The following is a 17,459-nucleotide window of genomic DNA, read 5'->3' as shown; positions in this document are numbered from 1 at the left end:
GCCATATTGATGGCAGTAAAAATAGAAGACAGAAATGAAGCGGAGGCACGCAACAAGTGCGATTTGCCGCATTATGAAATATTGTAACGTATACTTTATAGACCGAGCAAAGTATATAACTCATGCTACGGCTGTCATGAGCAGCCCTTACACAGTCAAAACAGCCCGAGAACGACTCGCTCGTAATCTAAAGGATTGGCGTGCAAAAAGAGGTATGAGCCAGGATGTTCTAGCAGAGCACTCGGGCCTGTCACGCGTTTTTCTTTCTCGCGTCGAGGGGGCTCTCGAGACCGTGTCTCTCGACAATATTGAGAAATTGGCCGATGTGCTGAAGATTGATATCTTGGATTTGTTACATCACTAGCAATTCAACCCAACTGCCCCTCTAATACTCCGATATCGTATTTTTATAAAATACCTTAGGTATAGCTGTGCCCCGCTCGCAACGGGAAGGTATTGACCTTATGCTAAGTGTGCCTCAGATAAGAGGTATATCCATCGGCACATTGCCATTCCTAGTCAGCAACAATGCGAAAAAAATGTATTGATGACATTGTTTCAATGGCGACAACCAATCTATGTTTGTATAAATTGGGAAAATACACGCGAGTAGCGCGAGCTAGTCGAAGGCCTTGTTGTCAGTCGCACACAACTATGAAGAGCAGGTATCGAAGGAGACTCTGTACACGTCTGCCATCGACAGCCGCTACCGCGTAAGGCAGGTCATCTTGCGCCTGGACCAGCGGCGCCATGTCGAATCTTTGAAGTCGAGACAAATTTCCTGAACGATATCCCGCAATTGGCATGCGTGCTTCTTCATGAAGCGCAGTTTCGTATCGCGTTGTAGGTGCAACACTTGCACCAACTGGCGCAAGTGTAGATTGCGCCTAGCCGTCTGCTAGAGCTTGCGGATGCATTTCAAGGGCAAACCTTTCCCCGGGTCTACCTATCTGCTAGCACCGGCTGCCGATATTAAAGGGTTGAAGAATATCTGTACCTGCGGTAAGAGGGCCGCAATGAACATTCGCCCGGACGAGCAGGTCCGCCGCATCAAGGAGGATGAGGAATACGGCCAAGCTTGCGGACGTTGTTACTCGTAAACTTACCCGAGCACGGGAGCGCGCACGTCGGAGTCTAATCTAGCGGCGGAGGCTGAATTAGAACGTTGCTACAGTCAACGTAATATTATCTTGCGGATAACATTGCCGAAGAGTACGATTGGTTATTATCAAGATAGAAAGCTATCCGTGTCCATTATTCAAGAAGAATGCCGAATGTTATTCCCGCAATTAGATAAATTGCGGAGCACATCGGTACTGGCTCAAGCGTGGAAGAAAAGCCATACATTTATCCGTCGTCATAATTGGTATTCTGATACGTTAGAGCTCGACACCTCTGTAATGGATTTGCAGACGCTGCTTAGTGAATGGTCCTTAGCCGTCCAGCAAGAAAATTTTGCTCCTGATGCATTGCGACTGGTTCCGGCACCAAAAAACGGAGTGTGGGAATTCCGTTCTCCTCCGACGCCTTTTTCCAGTGAATGGGTTCCGCCCGCGCCCGGTACCCCTCTCGACCAGCCGATGTTTGCTGAGTGGCGGTCTAAGCGCGACACAAATGTGGAGGCGCCTCAGGTAGCGATTGCGGGCGGGGAAAAGGGGGAGACAACCCTGCAAAGCGCCCGCGCACCGAGCATTCAGAAGCTCCGCCCACTTGCTCATCTCACGATTAAAGACCAGACCTTGGCATCTGCTGTCATGATGTGCTTAGCTGAGGTCGTAGAAAGCGTTCAGGGAGACCCCGCCCTAAGCGTCGAAGAGGCACGTGCGGCGGGAGTTGTCAGTTATGGCAATAGGTTGCAATGTCAATGGGTGACGATGGGGGGCGGCGGAGTAGTGGCACGTTTCTCTTGGGGCAGTAGTAAAATCTATAGAAAATTTTTTGAGGACTACCGGACTTTTCTGTCTCGTCCCACGACCATATGCTCCCAGCTTTCTGCTTCGTCGCCTAGGGGAGATGAATTATTTGTCGCATCTTTAGATATCAGCGCATTCTTCGACGGTATTGATATAGCGGCGCTTCAAAAAGAGCTGCAAAGACTTGAGAGCGAGCATCGCGTAAAGTATGCGATTCCAGAGGATGCTAAGGCAGATGAAGAATTTTGGCGGGCAGCTGCTCGCATTTTTTCTTGGAAGTGGAATAGCACTGACCATCAATTTGCAGCACAAATCAATGGTAAATCAGAGTTGAAGCTTGGCGTGCCCCAAGGATTGGTGGCGTCAGGTTTTCTTGCCAATGCTTATATGGTCCGACTAGACCAAGCATTGGTCGCTGCTTTTCAGAGTAAAGAGAAGTTCGGCGACTTCAAAGTTTTGGACTACTGCCGGTATGTCGATGACATTAGGCTCGTCATCGAAGCCCCGAGTCGATTCAATCACGGAGAGATGCATACGTTGCGCCATCAGGTGATGGAGTACTTCACTTCGAAACTAACTCAACACCAGAAGGATACACAGTCTGCGAGTTCGCTCGAGCTGTCGCCAAAAAAATGCTCCGTAGTCGCTTACCGTTCGATATCGGTGAAAAGTAATCTTTCCGCAACAATGGGGGCGTTGCAGGCCGAACTGAGTGGAACGTTTGATTTGGAATCTTTAATTCAAGCAGATGGTGGATTGGAGAGCCTTCTAAAGCTTTCTGAGCAAATGGAGAGCGAAGCGGTTGCACCGCATTCTAGATTGGCTCTAGCAAACGTAGCGTTGCCGGAATTGGACGTACGCGATGATACTTTAAAGCGTTTTGTCGCCTCTAGGCTATCAAAATCTTTACGGGCGCGATTGTCAATGTCAGAGTCGGCTGACGAGGATGTAGGTTCGGTTGCCAATCAAAAACCGTCCCCTGAGGCTCGTGCAATTGCTCACGACTTTGAATCTACTGCTCGAAAGCTAATCAAGTGCTGGGGGACCAATCCATCCCTAGTGGTTTTGCTGCGCTACGCGCTCGACTTATTTCCTCATCCTAGACTATTGTCCCCTGTGCTGGAGGCTCTCGAGCTGAAACTCTTTGGGCACTCGAGCTCGACTGAAATAGATGATTTGAAGGAGGTAAAAGTTGCAGAGTACTGTTTAGCGGATTTGTTCAACGCGGCCGCGTCCCATACGGGTTACCGGCCCCTTACGCAGTATCCTGCCGGAGTAGACATAACAGGCTATCGCGAACAGTTAAGTTCGTTCGCACAAAGAATTTTACTTGAGCGGCAGACTTCACCTTGGTATTTACAGCAACAGGTCTCGTTATTTTTGGCGACAATGGGGGTGTACCATTTTGCGCCTATAAATCCTATACCTGCCGAGATTACAAAGCATCATACTTTGCATCTTATGATGCTGTACTTGCCAATTAATGCCACTAATTCTGCGACTTTTATGTCTAGTTTGCCGTTATCGTTGGTGGCACAGCAGTTAGCACCGAATCCTAAGCGATTTGGTGAGTGGTTTTCAAGCAGTTTGAAAACGCTTACTCCAGATGTTCAACAATCCGCGATAAAGCTGATAGCCCGGGTCCGGCCAGACTTACTACAGCTCGCTGCTAACACAAGACTTGGAAAAGCTAGCTCTTGGCGAAAATTAATACCCGATGTGCTACTGCAGCCGGCGCGCAGCCTTGTACGCAAAGAAGGGTTCGACGAGGCTGTCTTCTCTCTGCATCAATTGATATGCCAATCTCAAAACGTCTTTGCGCAGGAGAATGCCGTTCTGCTCTTGGCGAGTACCTTGCTAAAAAGTCCGGATATAAAAGCCCATTTAGATGCCGGCGTCAGCGCGGCGGAAATCTACCTGAAATGCCAGGACTTGGGCTTAATAAATTCATTGCCGGACGCGGAAATTCTTAAAGTTTCGAATATCGCACGTGCTTCTGTGCCGAATGAGCTTTACGAGGCCCCACCTTGGGTTGCAACGGATAAGTTGTGGTTATATTCATTAGGTAGAATTTTACGGTCTGCTCTGACTGGCGACTTCGATTTTACAGTCGGGACCACATTGCTCACGGATTCTTCGGGTAGGTATAGAGGAGTACGCAGTAGCTCATTTAACCGCCGTTTTTCGATGTTAAATACTGGTGCCGGTTTGTTTGATGAGCCTGCTCCGGTTACGCCTTGGCTCTCGGGCCTCTTTTCGTCACTGTTACAGTGGCCGGGCATGCATGCGGGGAAAAATAATGCGGCTCCTGCCGGGAATGCTAAAACCGTCGCTGAGCTGCTCACTTTCTTTCAGGCTCGCATCGCGGAGCAAAAAAAGATATACGGTTTTCGTAGCAAAACGCCTATTTATGTCATTCCAACATCGCCCGATTCGCCTCTCCAGGAGCGGGCTATGCGCGTCGCAATTGTTCAGCCTATGTTGCCTCGCCGCGATGAGTTTAATGTAAAGGAGCCTTCGCGTTGGTCAGCAAATGACATGGCTCGGCACGAACAGCATCTCGCACAGGTATGCCGTCTGACCAATCAAAAAATTCGTAGTTGGGAGTCAGCAAAGAAAACTAAATCACCGGACTCAGCTCCAGCCGTCGACATAATTTTGTTCCCTGAGCTCTCTGTTCACCCAGAACACATTTCCTATCTGGACTCGCTTTCGGACGCGACAGGGGCGAGCATTTTTGTTGGCCTTACTTTTATGCATTCGGTGAAGCTTAAGGGTGTAATTAACCAGGGTTTGTGGCTCCTCCGTCGGGAAAGCCCAGGGCGGGGACGTATGATTGAATACGTGTGGCAGGGCAAAAAACATCCGATTAAGCAGGAGATTGCTATGGGTGTAAAAGGCTACAGGCCGCACATTACGCTCGTAGAGTTTCCTATTGGCTCTAAAACACCAACACGGGTAGCCGCAGCAATTTGCTACGATTCTACCGACTTAGACCTACTTGCCGACTTGCGGGAACAGTCCGATATGTTCCTAGTTTCGGCCCTAAACCAAGACGTCACGACATTTGACAACATGGTGGCGGCGCTAAACTTTCATATGTACCAGCCAGTCATTCTCGCGAATAGCGGTGAGTTTGGTGGGTCAACCGCACAAGTGCCATTGCCAAAGCACGAAAAGTTAGTCGCCCATGTACACGGAGGAAACCAAGTGGCGGTGAGTGTATTCGAGGTAGACCCGTCACTGTTCAAAACTATCGTTCCCGGGACTCGGCCCGCTGAACTTAAATCAGCGCCAGCGGGCTATGGGGGGAGACCTCGTAAATCATGAAAGTGTGAGTCCCAGCGCTGGATACGCTAAATCACGATGGCAACGACATGAGTGACGCAGTAGGATTCAATGACCCCTTCTGCTTAAAAATAGAGATAGTCGACGATACATATCAAAGGCCGTTTAGTAACGCTGGCACCCTGCGCTGAGCTTGAGGCCGTCAAGGTTTCGTGGAACCCTGCCATGGTCAAACAATGTATATCTATGTATGTATGCGTTGTGTTATCGAATTGCATAAGTCAATGATTATTAACGGAAAGCTCATTAGTTAGCCTCATCTATGTATAATTTGGGATTAATATCGGCAATGAACGCGGGCAAGTCGACGGCCTTGTTGCAGGTCGCACACAACTATGAAGAGCAGGGCCAACAGGTGCGCCTGTACACGGCCGCCATCGACAGCCGCTACGGCGTGGGCCGGGTTACCTCGCGCCTGGGGCCGCAGCGCCAGGTCGATATCTTCCATGCCGACACGAATTTCCTCGACGATATTCCCCAGGTGGCTTGCCTGCTGGTTGACGAAGCGCAATTTCTCAGCACGGCACAAGTGCAACAATTGCACCAGCTGGCGCAAGTGAAGGGCGTGCCCGTCATCTGCTACGGCTTGCGCACGGATTTCAAGGGCGAACCGTTCCCCGGCTCGGCCTATCTGCTGGCGCTGGCCGACGATATCGAGGAATTGAAGAATATTTGTACTTGCGGCAAGAAGGCCACGATGAACATCCGCGTGGATGAGCAAGGCCGCCGCATCAAGGAAGGCGAGCAGATCAGTATTGGCGGCAATGAGAGTTACCGCCAGGCGTGCGGGCGCTGTTTCTACTCGTAAATTAATCGGCGACGGGCGCGCCCACGTCGGCATCGTCCGCCAGCGCCAGATCACCCCGCTCGAAGGCGGCCAGGATGTCATTCGCGCGCGCCACGTCGTGCTCGCGCACCATGACGCGGGCGCCGCCGATGGCGGCAGCGAGCAGCATGTCGGCCTGCATGTGCTGGTCATCCGTCAGCAGCACGTCGATGCCGGCCGCTGCCAGGCAGCCACGGATGACGTGGGCATCCGTGGGGATCATCAGCCGGGCAATTAAAACGTAGTCGTCGTGCATGGTCTCTCCTGGGGCGGTGGATTCTGCCCCATCTTAGCACCCGGATTGCACTTACAGCTTGAACACGCCCACTACCTGGTTCAGCTCCTGCGCCTGTTCCTGCAAGGCGTCGGCGGCCGCGGCCGCTTCTTCCACCAGGGCCGCATTCTGCTGGGTCACCTGGTCCATCTGGGCGATGGCCTGGTTGACTTGCTCGATGCCGCTGCGCTGCTCTTCGCTGGCCTGGGCGATTTCGGCCATGATGGTGCTCACTTGCTGCACGCTGGCCACTACCGTGTCCATGGTGGCGCTGGCCTGGCTCACTTGCGCGTGGCCCAGGTCCACCGTGCTGGCGGACGCCTGGATCAGATCCTTGATGTCCTTCGCCGCTGCCGTCGAGCGCTGCGCCAGGGTGCGCACTTCCGTGGCGACGACGGCAAAGCCGCGTCCCTGCTCGCCGGCCCTGGCCGCTTCCACGGCCGCGTTCAAGGCCAGGATGTTGGTCTGGAAGGCGATGCCGTCGATGACGCCGATGATGTCGGCGATCTTGCCCGACGAACTGCGGATGGCGTCCATGGTGCTGGCCACTTGCGCCACGGCGGCACCGCCTTCGGCTGCCAGGCTGGACGAGTCATGCGCCAGCCGGCTTGCCTGCTGCGCGTGATCGACGTTCTGGCGCACGGTGGAACTGAGTTCTTCCATCGAGGCGGCCGTTTCTTCCAGTGAACTGGCTTGCTGCTCCGTGCGGCTCGACAAGTCCAGGTTGCCGCTGGCGATTTCACCGGACGCCGTGGCGATCTGCCCGGCGCTGCCGCGCACATTGCTGACCACTTGCGACAGGTTGTCGCTGATGCGGTTCATGGCCAGCAGCAGGCGGCCGATTTCGTCCAGGCTGGTCGTGTCGAGGTGCACCGTCAGGTCGCCGGCGGCGATTTGCGCGGCGGCCGTTTCGGCGGCGGCCAGCGGGCGCGACACGAGGGTGCGCACCAGCCAGTACAGCAGCAGGGCGAAGACGAGCAGGGCGATGAAGCCGGAAACGGCCAGCTGGTTGCGCATCTGGCGCGCTTCGAGGGTGATCTCGTCCGTGAACGTGCCGCCCGCGATGATCCATTGCCAATCCTTGAACTGGCGGTAATACAGCTGCTTTTCGCGCGCGCTGGCAGCCGTTTCGCCCGGCGCCGTCCACGTATAGCGCATGGCGCCGTCTTTTTGCGCCAGCATTTCCTGGATGAACATGCGGCCATCGCTGGCCTTGAACTCGAGCGCGCTCTTGCCTTCGCTGTTCGGGTGCAGCACCAGGTGGCCGTAATTGGCGCCGGGGGCCGTGTCGACGATATAGATGTAGCCCGTCTGGCCGATCTTGACCTGGCGAATCTTCTCTTTCAGCATGGCCAGATTCTTGCTGATATCGAGGCCGATGAACAGCACGCCCACCACCTTGCCGCCCGCATCGCGCACGGGGTCATATTGCGTGATGTATTGCTTGCCAAACAGTGTTGCCATGCCAACGAAGCGCTGGCCGGCGCGCAGCGGCGCATAGCTGGGGTGGTTGTGGTCGAGCTGGGTGCCGATGGCCCGTTCCCCATCCTGTTTTTTCAGCGAGGTGCTGATGCGCACGAATTCATCGCCGTTGGCGGCAAAAATGGTGGCGATCACGCCCGTCTGGGCCGTATAGCGGTCGACCACGGCCGTGTCGAGATTGAGCACCTTGCCGCCGTTGGCCAGCGCTGGCGTGGCCTTGCCGGCGACGGCTACCATGGCGCCCGTGTCGACCGTGAACGGGCCGGGAAATTCGGCCGCGAACAGGCGCGCGAAGCTGGCCGCCTCGTTGACCATGGCCGTGTGAAACACTTCCGTGGTCGTCATGACGCTATTGAGTTCGCTGGTGACGGCCGCTTCGGCGCGCTGTTCCAGGGCATTTGAGGTGCGGATACTGATCAAGGTCGTCAGGCTGGCGAGGATCAGGCTGACGAGCGCAAACGTGAAGACGGTAATCTTGCCGCCGACACTCCAGTGGCGGGGGGAGAACGAAATTGTAGGCATAGTGTGAGTCTGGCAAAGGGTAATCAGCTCGGCCATTCCTGGTCATGACATGACACGCGGGGAGGGGATCTGGTGGGGAATACTGTTGAAACGAAGGCGCGCCAGCCTTGTGGGCCGCGCACAGGCAAGCTGGATTTCAGGGCGCGATGATAGCATGTTGCTTGCGTTTTGTTACTAAGTGTTTCCCGCAGGAATCATTTTTTCGCATAAAAACATCATCTGCATCAAGGATTGCAAAAACAGCCTATTGACTTTTTTGATTGCAATGATGAATTCTGGTATTCATCAGCGACGGGCGATGTAATTTTTGTCACGAATGTTTCACTTTGTAATGAATGAGACGCCGCCCTTAATTCGCGTTTAAGCTTCCGGGAAGAAACTGATATTCCATGGGAGACTGCCAGGCCGTATCCTGTAGAATAATATGCAGACCAGTCGTGTATTCCCCTTACTGTCTTGCTGGCTGGCGCATGCCTATCTGCGCCGCCTGGAATTGATTCAACTAATTTTCGGAGAAGCCGATGAAGAAGCAAATGATGCTGGTCACCCTGGTGCTTGCACTGTCAGCCCACGCTGGCGCAGCCCAGACGGACAAGAGCGCCGCTCCTCCGCTACCCATGAAGCCGCTGGCCCAGCAAACGCAGGCCGCCTTGTGGGCATCGCGCGTATTGACGCGCGTCCATTACAAGGCCACGCCGCTCGACGACGCCATGTCGGAGAAAATCTTCGACCGTTACTTCAAGTCCCTGGACGCGGAAAAACTGTTTTTCGTGCAAGCCGACGTCGACCGTTTCGCGCCGCTGCGCACCAAGCTCGATGACGCCATCATCAATGAAGACCTGACAGCCCCGTTTGCCATCTACAACCTGTATCAGCAGCGTTTCGACGAGCGCATGGCGTATGCGCGTGAATTGCTGAAAACCAAGTTCGACTTTACGGCCGACGAGAGCTACCAGCTCGACCGCGAAAAGGCCGCCTGGCCGAAGAATGACGAGGAAGTGCGCGACCTGTGGCGCAAGCGCGTCAAGAACGACTGGCTGCGCCTGAAACTGGCGGGCAAGGAAGACAAAGCCATCCGCGAGACCCTGGACAAGCGTTATGAAAGCTACACGACCCGTGCGCGCAAGCTCAACAGCGAAGACGTGTTCCAGATCTTCATGAACTCGTACGCCATGTCGATCGAACCGCATACCAATTACCTGGGCCCGCGCGCTTCGGACAACTTCGACATCGCCATGCGGCTGTCGCTCGAAGGCATCGGCGCCGTGCTGCAGACGCGCGATGAATACACGGTGGTGCGCGAAGTCGTGCCGGGCAGCCCTGCCGGCTTGTCGGGCAAGCTGAAAGTGGGCGACCGCATCGTCGGCGTGGGGCAGGGCGAAAGCGGCCCCATCACTGAAGTGCTGGGCATGCGCATCGACGACGTGGTGCAGCTGATCCGCGGCGCCAAGGATTCCGTGGTACGCCTCGACATCCTGCCGGCCGACGCCGGCCCCGATGCCAAGCACGTGGTCTTGCCGCTGGTGCGCAAGAAAATCAGCATGGAAGAGCAGGCGGCGAAGAAATCCATCATCGAAGTGCGTGAAAATGGCGTCAAGCGCCGCATCGGCGTCATTTCCCTGCCGACGTTCTACCAGGACTTCGAAGCGCGCCGCCGTGGCGACAAGGACTTTAAAAGCGCCACGCGCGACGTCACCCGCTTGCTGGGCGAGTTGAAGAAGGACAAGGTCGACAACGTCCTGATCGACTTGCGCAACAACGGCGGCGGTTCGCTGAACGAAGCCGTCGAACTGACGGGCCTGTTCATCGACAAGGGCCCGGTCGTGATGCAGCGCAATGCCGAAGGCAAGGTCGAAGTGGAAAACGATACGAATGCCGGCCTGGCCTGGGATGGCCCGATGGGCGTGCTGATCAACCGCGGCTCGGCTTCGGCCTCCGAAATTTTCGCCGCCGCCGTGCAAGACTATGGCCGTGGCGTCATCATCGGCGAAGGCAGCTTCGGCAAGGGCACCGTGCAGACCTTGTTCAACCTCGACCGTTTCGGCGGCAGCGAGAAAGCCCGTTTCGGCGAGCTGAAAATGACCATCGCCCAGTTCTTCCGCATCAATGGCGGCACCACGCAGTTGCGCGGTGTCACGCCTGACATCAAGCTGCCGGCCATGTCGGACGCGGAAAACTTCGGCGAATCGAGCTATGACAATGCCCTGCCATGGGTGGCCATCAAGCCGGCGCCCTACATGCCGACGGGCGACCTGAAGGAGATCGTGCCGTTGCTGGACAAGAAGCATGATGCGCGCGTGGCCAAGGACAAGGATTTCCAGTACTTGCTCGATGACATCGCCCTTGTCGTCAAGCAGCGCAAGGAAAACCAGATTTCGCTCAATGAAACCGTGCGCCGCAAGGAGCGCGATGCCCAGGAAGCGCGCGCCAAGGCCCGTGAAAAACGCCTGATCGCGCAGATTTCGAATCCTGCCGATGACCTGGTGGTGATTCCCGATCCGAAAGACGTGCTGAAGGGCGCGAAAGCGGCCAACAAGACGGCCAAGCAGATCGCCGCCGTGAAGGGCGCCTTGCGCACCGACGATGGCTTGCAGGGCGACGAACGGGCGCTGAGTGCCGAGCTGGACGCTGAAACGGCTGCCAAGAGCGCCAAGGACGTGCTGCTGAACGAAGCGGCGCGCATCCTGGCCGATGAAGTGGCGCTGATCAAGGCCGATACCCGCCTGGCGTCCAAGGTCTTGCCGTATGCAGCCGATGTCAAGGCGACGCCGGTGGCGGCGACATCGAAGTAATGTACGTGGAGTAAGGGGGAGTTATCTGTTTCGCGTATTTCTATCATTCCAACAATCAATTGGATTGATATGCCGCGACGCAGCATAATGCATTGTCTCCTCTATTCTCCTCCAAGAAAATAGATTCAGCCCGCTCTCGCAGCGGGCTTTTTTTGGCTATGTCACCATTAAGTGTGGGAATGCTCCCAGCGTTGCTTTCAATAACGTTTCTGGTGAACGGATGCGTCTGGCGTCGAGTATCCAGCGCCAGCCCAGGTAATTTGGCAGGTAGCGCGTGGCCACGCCATGAAACGGACCGAGCCATTGTCTCAGGCGGCTGTGATACGCATTGACGTTCTGCACATGCGCGGCGCCCTGCACACGGATGCCGGCGCGCAAGTTGACGGCCTCGTGGCTGATGCCCGCTTCCCTCGCAAACGCCCGGTAGGCCGCATGGCCATCCGTTACCAGCAGAACATCCTTGTCGATAACGGGCAACAAACATCGGTGCAGCTGCGCCTTCGTCAACGCGCCTTTGCCCGTGACGAAATCAAGGGTCTGGCCCGTGCGGTCGCGCGCCACCAGGATGCAGACTTGCTCATTCGAGATACCGCGTTTAAAGGCATGGCCGCCCCGGCGGCGAGCCGGCCGCGTCATCTGCCTCGATCCCTTTTCCGATTCCAGCACGTAGAGTTCATCGGCCTCGGCGATGCCATGCAGGCCATGCGGCCGGTCCGTCTTCGCCACGCTGAGAAAGCGGTGGCGCCAGCGAAACGTGGTATTGCGGTGTAATCCCAGCTGCTGAGCGGCCTGGCGCACCGAGGCGGAGTCGAGCAGGCAATCGGTATACGCGATCCATAGCGCCTTGTGACGCAAGCGGGCCAGCGGCGTGCCCGTCAAGGCATTGAAAGTGCGTCCGCAAGGCACACAGCGGTAGCGCTGCAAGCTGTGCGCATGGCCATGCCGGTGCAGGTGAGGCGAGCGGCAGGCAGGACAGGCCAAGCGCGGCTGCGCCACGCTTTCCAGCAACGCGACGGTCGCATCGTGCGGTACGTTGCCACGCAGCAGGGCCATGCCTGTCTGCCGCTGGCGTCGGTTCAGGTGAGCAAACTGGGCGATAAAACGGATCCATTCGGCTGGCTGCACGATCTGCTCCCTATGTGGTAAGTATGCAGAGTCAGACAGCAATGCCAAGGGAAGATTCCGGCAGTTCCCCTATTTACCGATGACAGAGCCCTTTTTTTTGCCTCAGATTTTGTGCGTGGGCAGTTGCACGTCGGGCTGGGCAGCCAGCAGGGTCGTAAGCCAGCCGGCAAACGCCTGCAGCTTGGGCGTGGCCAGGCGGCCTTGCGGCGTCAGCAGCGACATGGGCATGGGCGTCGGCGGGTGATCGGCCAGCACGGCCACCAGGGCGCCGCTGTCCAGATGTTGGCGCACCTGGTACTGGGCCGCCTGTGCCAGGCCCAGTCCTTGCAAGGCGCAAGCGACGCTGGCGTCCGCGTCGTTGACGGCGATGGGGCCGCTCATCTGCACGCGCACGACCTCCTTGCCTTGTTGAAAATCCCAGTCGAAGGCGCGCCCCGTGCGGCCCGAGTAATGCATGATGCCGCTGTGCGCCGCCAGGTCGGCCAGGGTGTGCGGCGTGCCGTGCCGCGCCAGGTAAGCGGGGGACGCGCACGTGACGAAGCGCATCAGGCCGACTTGCTTGCCGATGAAGGCGGAATCCTGAAGGGTGCCTACGCGCAAGGCGCAATCGATGCCTTCCTGCGTCAGGTCAACCAGGCGGTCCATCAGGCTCAGCTGCAATTGCACGTCCGGCCAGGCGGCGTGGAATTGCGCGATATGGGGAATGACCAGGCGCCGGCCCACCGTATTGGGCAGGTTGATACGTAGCAAACCACGCGGTTTTTTCGCGTCCGGACCACGGAAGGCCAGTTCCGCCGTATCGACGGCTTTCAAAATATCGATGCAATGGCGAAAGTACTCGGCCCCTTCCGGGGTCAGGGACAAACGGCGCGTGGTGCGCTGCAGCAGCTGCGTCCCCAGGTAGGCTTCCAGCTTCTGCAGGGTGGCCGTCAGCGCCGCGCGCGGCAAATTCAAGGTCTCGGCCGCCTTGGAAAAACTGTTGGCCTCGACGATGCGCACGAAGGTCTGCATGGCCTTGATCTTGTCCATGGGATAGCTTCCATTCTAATTGTTCATTTTATGTGAAAAGTATAAGTGGATTATGCCCTGATTATCTTTGCCAGAGTTTTGCCTAGAATGGCAACATCCCTATCGAACTGAGGAAACAACATGAACAAGGCCTCATCTTCCGCTCCCCACGACATTGCGCCGGCCATGGTGCTGCTGCTGGCCATCGCTTCCGGCCTGATCGTGGCCAATCTGTATTACGCGCAAACACTCGTCGGGCCCATCAGCGCTTCGACGGGCCTGTCGGCCAAGGCGGCCGGGCTGATCGTTACCCTGACGCAAGTGGGCTATACCCTGGGCCTGCTGTTTGTCGTGCCCCTGGGCGACTTGCTGGAAAACCGCCGCCTGATCGTCACGGCCTTGCTGGTGACGGCCACGGCCCTCGTGGTGGCGGCCCTTTCCACGGGCGCCATCGTGTTCCTGGCCGCCGCTCTGGCCATCGGCCTCGGTTCCGTGGCGGCGCAAGTGATTGTGCCGTTTGCGGCTCACCTGTCGCAGGAAGCGACGCGGGGGCAGACGGTGGGCAAGGTGGTTAGCGGCTTGTTGCTGGGCATCATGCTGGCCCGCCCCGTGGCCTCGCTGGTGGCGGCCCATGCCAGCTGGCACGTGGTGTTTGGCGGTGCCGCCGTGCTGATGGTGTTGCTGGCGCTGGTGCTGCGCCGCGCCTTGCCCGTGCGCCAGCCGGTGTCCAGCATGAAATATCCGGCCTTGATGGCTTCGCTGTGGCATTTGCTGCTGGGTACGCCCGTGCTGCGCCGCCGTGCCGCCTATCACGCTGGCCTGTTTGGCGCCTTCAGCCTGTTCTGGACCGTCACGCCGCTGGTGCTGGCCAGTCCAGCGTTTGGCCTGTCGCAAACGGGTATCGCCATCTTTGCCCTGGTGGGCATGGCCGGTGCCGTTGCCTCGCCCATCGCCGGCCGCCTGGCCGATGCGGGCCACACCTTGCCGGCCACGGCCGCCGCGCTGGCGCTGGGCATCGTCGCCTTTGCCTTGCCGATGCTGGCGCCAGAGTCAAAACACGTGGCGCTGGGACTGCTGGTGGTCGCTTCCATTGTGCTCGACATGGGCGTGGCGGCCAACCTGGTGCTGGGCCAGCGCGCCATCTTCAGCCTGGGCGCGGAAGTGCGGGGCCGCTTGAACGGCCTGTATTTCGCGCTGTTCTTCGCCGGCGGCGCAGCCGGCTCGGCCATCGGCGCCTGGGTGTACGCCAGCTACGGCTGGCAAGCGACCTTGCTGACCGGCATGGCGTTTCCGGGCTTGGCCCTGCTGGTGTGGCTGGCAGAATTTTTACCGCAGGCTACGCGTCGTACGGCTTGAAACCCTGATGCCGCCTCATTATCACTAATGGATATTTCTATCATCATGAAGATAAAGTGGCGTGATATGCCGCAATGCCGCAAGATGCACTTGTCTCCTCTATCTCCTCCAAGGAAATAGATTCAGCCCGCTTCCATAGCGGGCTTTTTTTTGCCTGTATTTTTTAAACTAAATCACCACCAGATCGAGCGCCCGCATGAAGTTCGCTGCCTGCGCATGCGTGATGACGGCGCCTTTCAGCAGCGCCGCTTCGCTCAATTTGAAGCCATCGATATCGGCGCCGCGCAGGTCCGCGCCCTGGAACTTCGCCAGTTTGATGGTGGCATTGCGCAGGCTGCCGCCTTCGAAGATGGCGTCGCGGAAGTCGCAGCCGGCCAGGTAGGCGTCGGAAAAATCCAGCTGTTTCAATGTCGCCTTGCGGAACGAGAAGCCGCGCAGGTCGGCGCCTACCAGCAGGCTGTCTTCGAAGGTGAGGCCCAGGTGGGCCACTTCTTCGAACGAGGCGCCGGTCAGCTTGCAACCGCGGTAGGTGGCCGAGGCCAGCTTGGCGCGCCGCCATTTCGTGTTGTTCAGGTCGCAGCCTTCAAACGTGGCATCGACGGCGTCGACGGATTCGAAATCGGCGCTGCCCGCGCGGCAGCGGCGCCAGGTGCTGCGCGCCAGTTTGCTGGCAAACAAGTTGGTTTCAGCAAAGGTGCAGCGCTCGAAGGTGCAGCCTTGCAAATCGAGGCGCGACAAGTCTTCGCCATCGAACGCGCAATCGATGAAATGGCGCGCCGATTGCGCCAGTTGCTGCTCGATGCCGGCGCGGTCCAGGGTCATGCTGCTTACTGCGTTGTCGTGTGTTGCCATCCGTCTCATTCCTAAAGTAAAAAACAGGGGAGGGATGGCGCGGCGGGAAAATGCACGAACCAGAACACCTCCCCGGCTGGTGGTGCAGTCAGAGGTCAGCGCCGTGGGTCCGCGTGGGCGGGAGCATGCCGGACGGTGCCGGGCACTTACCGGGTTACCAACCGGTGCGCTCATTTTCGATCAGCGCGTATTGTAGCTTGTCCGAATCAGCCTTGCCAGTTCTTGCGAAGACGGGTTAGTATCGTTGCAGGTGCACTTGGAGCCTATCTCGGCAGATGAATACATCCTCTGCTAGCGCCCCTCAGAAGCGGGGACTGCGTTGCTCGTCGTCGCGTGGTTCGCCACGCGTCCTCCTCACGCCTTGTCCGCGCATCTGATGAACTGCTAGCAGAGGACGCTCCCTACCGAGATAGGCTCTTGCGCCAACGTCGCTCGGACGGATCCGGGCGCTTACGTATAGAGATACCATGACCGACAGCCAAACTCCGCGCAGCTTTTCGCGCATCAATCGCCTTCCCCCCTACGTTTTCAATATCACCGCCGAGCTCAAGATGGCCGCGCGCCGCCGTGGCGAGGACATCATCGACATGTCGATGGGCAATCCCGATGGCGCCACGCCGGCCCACATCGTGGACAAGCTGGTCGAGACGGTCAAACGCCCTGACACGCACGGCTATTCCGCGTCAAAAGGCATCCCGCGCTTGCGCCGCGCCATTGCCCATTGGTACAAGAAGCGCTACGAGGTCGACATCGACCCGGACAGCGAAGCCATCGTCACCATCGGCTCGAAAGAGGGCCTGGCGCACTTGATGCTGGCGACACTCGACCGTGGCGACACGGTGCTGGTGCCGAATCCCAGCTACCCGATCCACATCTGGGGCGCCGTCATCGCGGGCGCCGATATCCGCTCCGTGCGCATGGGGCCGGGCGTGGATTTCTTTGCCGAACTGGAGCGGGCGATCCGCGAAAGTTACCCGAAACCGAAGATGATGGTGCTGGGCTTCCCGTCCAACCCGACGGCGCAGTGCGTGGAACTGGAATTCTTCGAGCGTGTCGTCGCGCTGGCCAAGCAGCACAATATTCTGGTGGTGCATGACCTGGCGTATGCCGACATCACTTTCGATGGCTGGAAGGCGCCGTCCATCATGCAGGTAGCGGGCGCGCGCGACGTGGCCGTCGAGTTTTTCACCATGTCGAAAAGCTACAACATGGCGGGCTGGCGCATCGGCTTCATGGTCGGCAACGCGGAACTGGTGGCGGCCCTGGCGCGCATCAAGAGCTACCACGACTACGGTAGTTTTACTCCGGTGCAAGTGGCGGCCATTGCCGCGCTGGAAGGCGACCAGAGCTGCGTGACGGAAATCTGCGCCCAATACCAGCGCCGCCGCGACGTGCTGGTCAAAGGCTTGCATGAAGCGGGCTGGATGGTGGAAAAACCGAAGGCGTCGATGTATATCTGGGCGCATATCCCGGAAGCGTACCGCCACCTGGGCTCGCTGGAATTTGCCAAGCTGCTGCTGCAAAAAGCCAAGGTGAGTGTCTCGCCCGGCATCGGCTTCGGAGAATACGGCGATGAATACGTGCGCTTCGCCCTGATCGAAAACGAGGCGCGGGTGCGTCAGGCGTTGCGTGGCATAAAGAATATGTTGCGCTCAGGCGACGGGAAAGCGGAAGTGTTGGCATAAAAGTTGCCATATGGAATGCTTCGTTGCCCTTAATATCACTGCTGCGTATTTCTGACATCACGAATATAAAGTGGTTTTATATGCTGCGATGCGGCATTATTCATCTGTCTCCTCTATCTCCTCCAAGGAAATAGATTCAGCCCGCTCCCGCAGCGGGCTTTTTTTTGCCCGTCGTTTTGGCCCTGGGTTCCGGCCGGCACGCTCGGCGAACGAGGCGGTCGCTTCGCGCAGCACGGCCAGGTGGATATGTTAGAACATGGTTTCACATGAATATTA

12 protein-coding genes are annotated in these 17,459 nt (G+C 57.5%); 7 read left to right on the top strand and 5 right to left on the bottom strand.

Features of this window, described 5'->3' with window-relative positions; translation table 11 throughout:
• The first annotated feature begins 34 nt into the window (after positions 1–34).
• The 4 genes from AC3IQ7_RS19070 to AC3IQ7_RS19055 all read left to right on the top strand — a co-directional run bounded on the left by AC3IQ7_RS19070 (position 35) and on the right by AC3IQ7_RS19055 (position 6,069).
• Entirely contained in the window at positions 35–364 is a 330-nt protein-coding gene (locus AC3IQ7_RS19070; protein WP_489207031.1) for a helix-turn-helix domain-containing protein, read from the top strand.
• Between the two features lie 547 nt (positions 365–911).
• The gene (locus AC3IQ7_RS19065) at positions 912–1,100 is read left to right on the top strand and encodes a hypothetical protein (protein WP_489207029.1); all 189 of its coding nucleotides are present in this window, start codon (positions 912–914) and stop codon (positions 1,098–1,100) included.
• A 147-nt stretch (positions 1,101–1,247) separates the two neighbouring features.
• Positions 1,248–5,243: a reverse transcriptase domain-containing protein gene (locus AC3IQ7_RS19060; RefSeq protein ID WP_489207028.1), complete on the top strand. Its 3,996-nt coding sequence runs from the start codon at positions 1,248–1,250 to the stop codon at positions 5,241–5,243.
• Positions 5,244–5,550: 307 nt separating this feature from the next.
• Entirely contained in the window at positions 5,551–6,069 is a 519-nt protein-coding gene (locus tag AC3IQ7_RS19055; protein ID WP_230504817.1) for a thymidine kinase, read from the top strand.
• A 1-nt stretch (position 6,070) separates the two neighbouring features.
• On the opposite strand, the gene AC3IQ7_RS19050 is transcribed toward AC3IQ7_RS19055, so the two are convergent.
• Entirely contained in the window at positions 6,071–6,343 is a 273-nt protein-coding gene (locus tag AC3IQ7_RS19050; protein ID WP_099378798.1) for a putative signal transducing protein, read from the bottom strand.
• 51 nt (positions 6,344–6,394) lie between these two features.
• Positions 6,395–8,365, bottom strand: a complete 1,971-nt coding sequence (locus AC3IQ7_RS19045) for a methyl-accepting chemotaxis protein (protein ID WP_489207027.1) — start codon at positions 8,363–8,365, stop codon at positions 6,395–6,397.
• A gap of 521 nt (positions 8,366–8,886) precedes the next feature.
• Between AC3IQ7_RS19045 and AC3IQ7_RS19040 the strand changes: the two genes are divergently transcribed.
• Positions 8,887–11,157, top strand: a complete 2,271-nt coding sequence (locus tag AC3IQ7_RS19040) for a carboxy terminal-processing peptidase (protein WP_489207026.1) — start codon at positions 8,887–8,889, stop codon at positions 11,155–11,157.
• Positions 11,158–11,313: 156 nt separating this feature from the next.
• Here the strand turns inward: AC3IQ7_RS19040 and AC3IQ7_RS19035 are convergent, their stop codons facing one another.
• Together AC3IQ7_RS19035 and AC3IQ7_RS19030 are read right to left on the bottom strand one after the other, a co-directional pair.
• A complete protein-coding gene (locus AC3IQ7_RS19035) occupies positions 11,314–12,282 on the bottom strand; it encodes an IS1595 family transposase (RefSeq protein ID WP_489207025.1) in 969 nt (322 codons plus the stop codon).
• Between the two features lie 102 nt (positions 12,283–12,384).
• Positions 12,385–13,311, bottom strand: coding sequence for a LysR family transcriptional regulator (locus tag AC3IQ7_RS19030; RefSeq protein WP_489207024.1), 927 nt, complete (start codon positions 13,309–13,311; stop codon positions 12,385–12,387).
• 120 nt (positions 13,312–13,431) lie between these two features.
• Between AC3IQ7_RS19030 and AC3IQ7_RS19025 the strand changes: the two genes are divergently transcribed.
• Positions 13,432–14,646, top strand: a complete 1,215-nt coding sequence (locus AC3IQ7_RS19025; RefSeq protein WP_322427830.1) for an MFS transporter — start codon at positions 13,432–13,434, stop codon at positions 14,644–14,646.
• Between the two features lie 168 nt (positions 14,647–14,814).
• Here AC3IQ7_RS19025 and AC3IQ7_RS19020 read toward each other — a convergent pair whose 3' ends face one another.
• Positions 14,815–15,498: a pentapeptide repeat-containing protein gene (locus tag AC3IQ7_RS19020; RefSeq protein WP_233516199.1), complete on the bottom strand. Its 684-nt coding sequence runs from the start codon at positions 15,496–15,498 to the stop codon at positions 14,815–14,817.
• 467 nt (positions 15,499–15,965) lie between these two features.
• Here AC3IQ7_RS19020 and alaC point away from each other — a divergent pair, with 467 nt between their 5' ends.
• The gene (gene alaC, locus AC3IQ7_RS19015) at positions 15,966–17,183 is read left to right on the top strand and encodes an alanine transaminase (protein ID WP_489207023.1); all 1,218 of its coding nucleotides are present in this window, start codon (positions 15,966–15,968) and stop codon (positions 17,181–17,183) included.
• The last annotated feature ends 276 nt before the right edge of the window (positions 17,184–17,459 follow it).

This window comes from Janthinobacterium sp. GL_088 (genome assembly GCF_057837845.1).
Note: the sequence above shows the minus strand (reverse complement) of the source record. Positions and strands in the feature narration are given on the sequence as shown.

Excerpts from the sequence above, each read along its gene's own strand:
- AC3IQ7_RS19070 (WP_489207031.1), top strand. The coding sequence starts at position 35 with ATGAAGCGGAGGCACGCAACAAGTGCGATTTGCCGCATTATGAAATAT.
- AC3IQ7_RS19065 (WP_489207029.1), top strand. The coding sequence starts at position 912 with ATGCATTTCAAGGGCAAACCTTTCCCCGGGTCTACCTATCTGCTAGCA.
- AC3IQ7_RS19055 (WP_230504817.1), top strand. The coding sequence starts at position 5,551 with ATGAACGCGGGCAAGTCGACGGCCTTGTTGCAGGTCGCACACAACTAT.
- AC3IQ7_RS19050 (WP_099378798.1), bottom strand. The coding sequence starts at position 6,343 with ATGCACGACGACTACGTTTTAATTGCCCGGCTGATGATCCCCACGGAT.
- AC3IQ7_RS19045 (WP_489207027.1), bottom strand. The coding sequence starts at position 8,365 with ATGCCTACAATTTCGTTCTCCCCCCGCCACTGGAGTGTCGGCGGCAAG.
- AC3IQ7_RS19040 (WP_489207026.1), top strand. The coding sequence starts at position 8,887 with ATGAAGAAGCAAATGATGCTGGTCACCCTGGTGCTTGCACTGTCAGCC.
- AC3IQ7_RS19030 (WP_489207024.1), bottom strand. The coding sequence starts at position 13,311 with ATGGACAAGATCAAGGCCATGCAGACCTTCGTGCGCATCGTCGAGGCC.
- AC3IQ7_RS19025 (WP_322427830.1), top strand. The coding sequence starts at position 13,432 with ATGAACAAGGCCTCATCTTCCGCTCCCCACGACATTGCGCCGGCCATG.
- AC3IQ7_RS19020 (WP_233516199.1), bottom strand. The coding sequence starts at position 15,498 with ATGGCAACACACGACAACGCAGTAAGCAGCATGACCCTGGACCGCGCC.
- alaC (WP_489207023.1), top strand. The coding sequence starts at position 15,966 with ATGACCGACAGCCAAACTCCGCGCAGCTTTTCGCGCATCAATCGCCTT.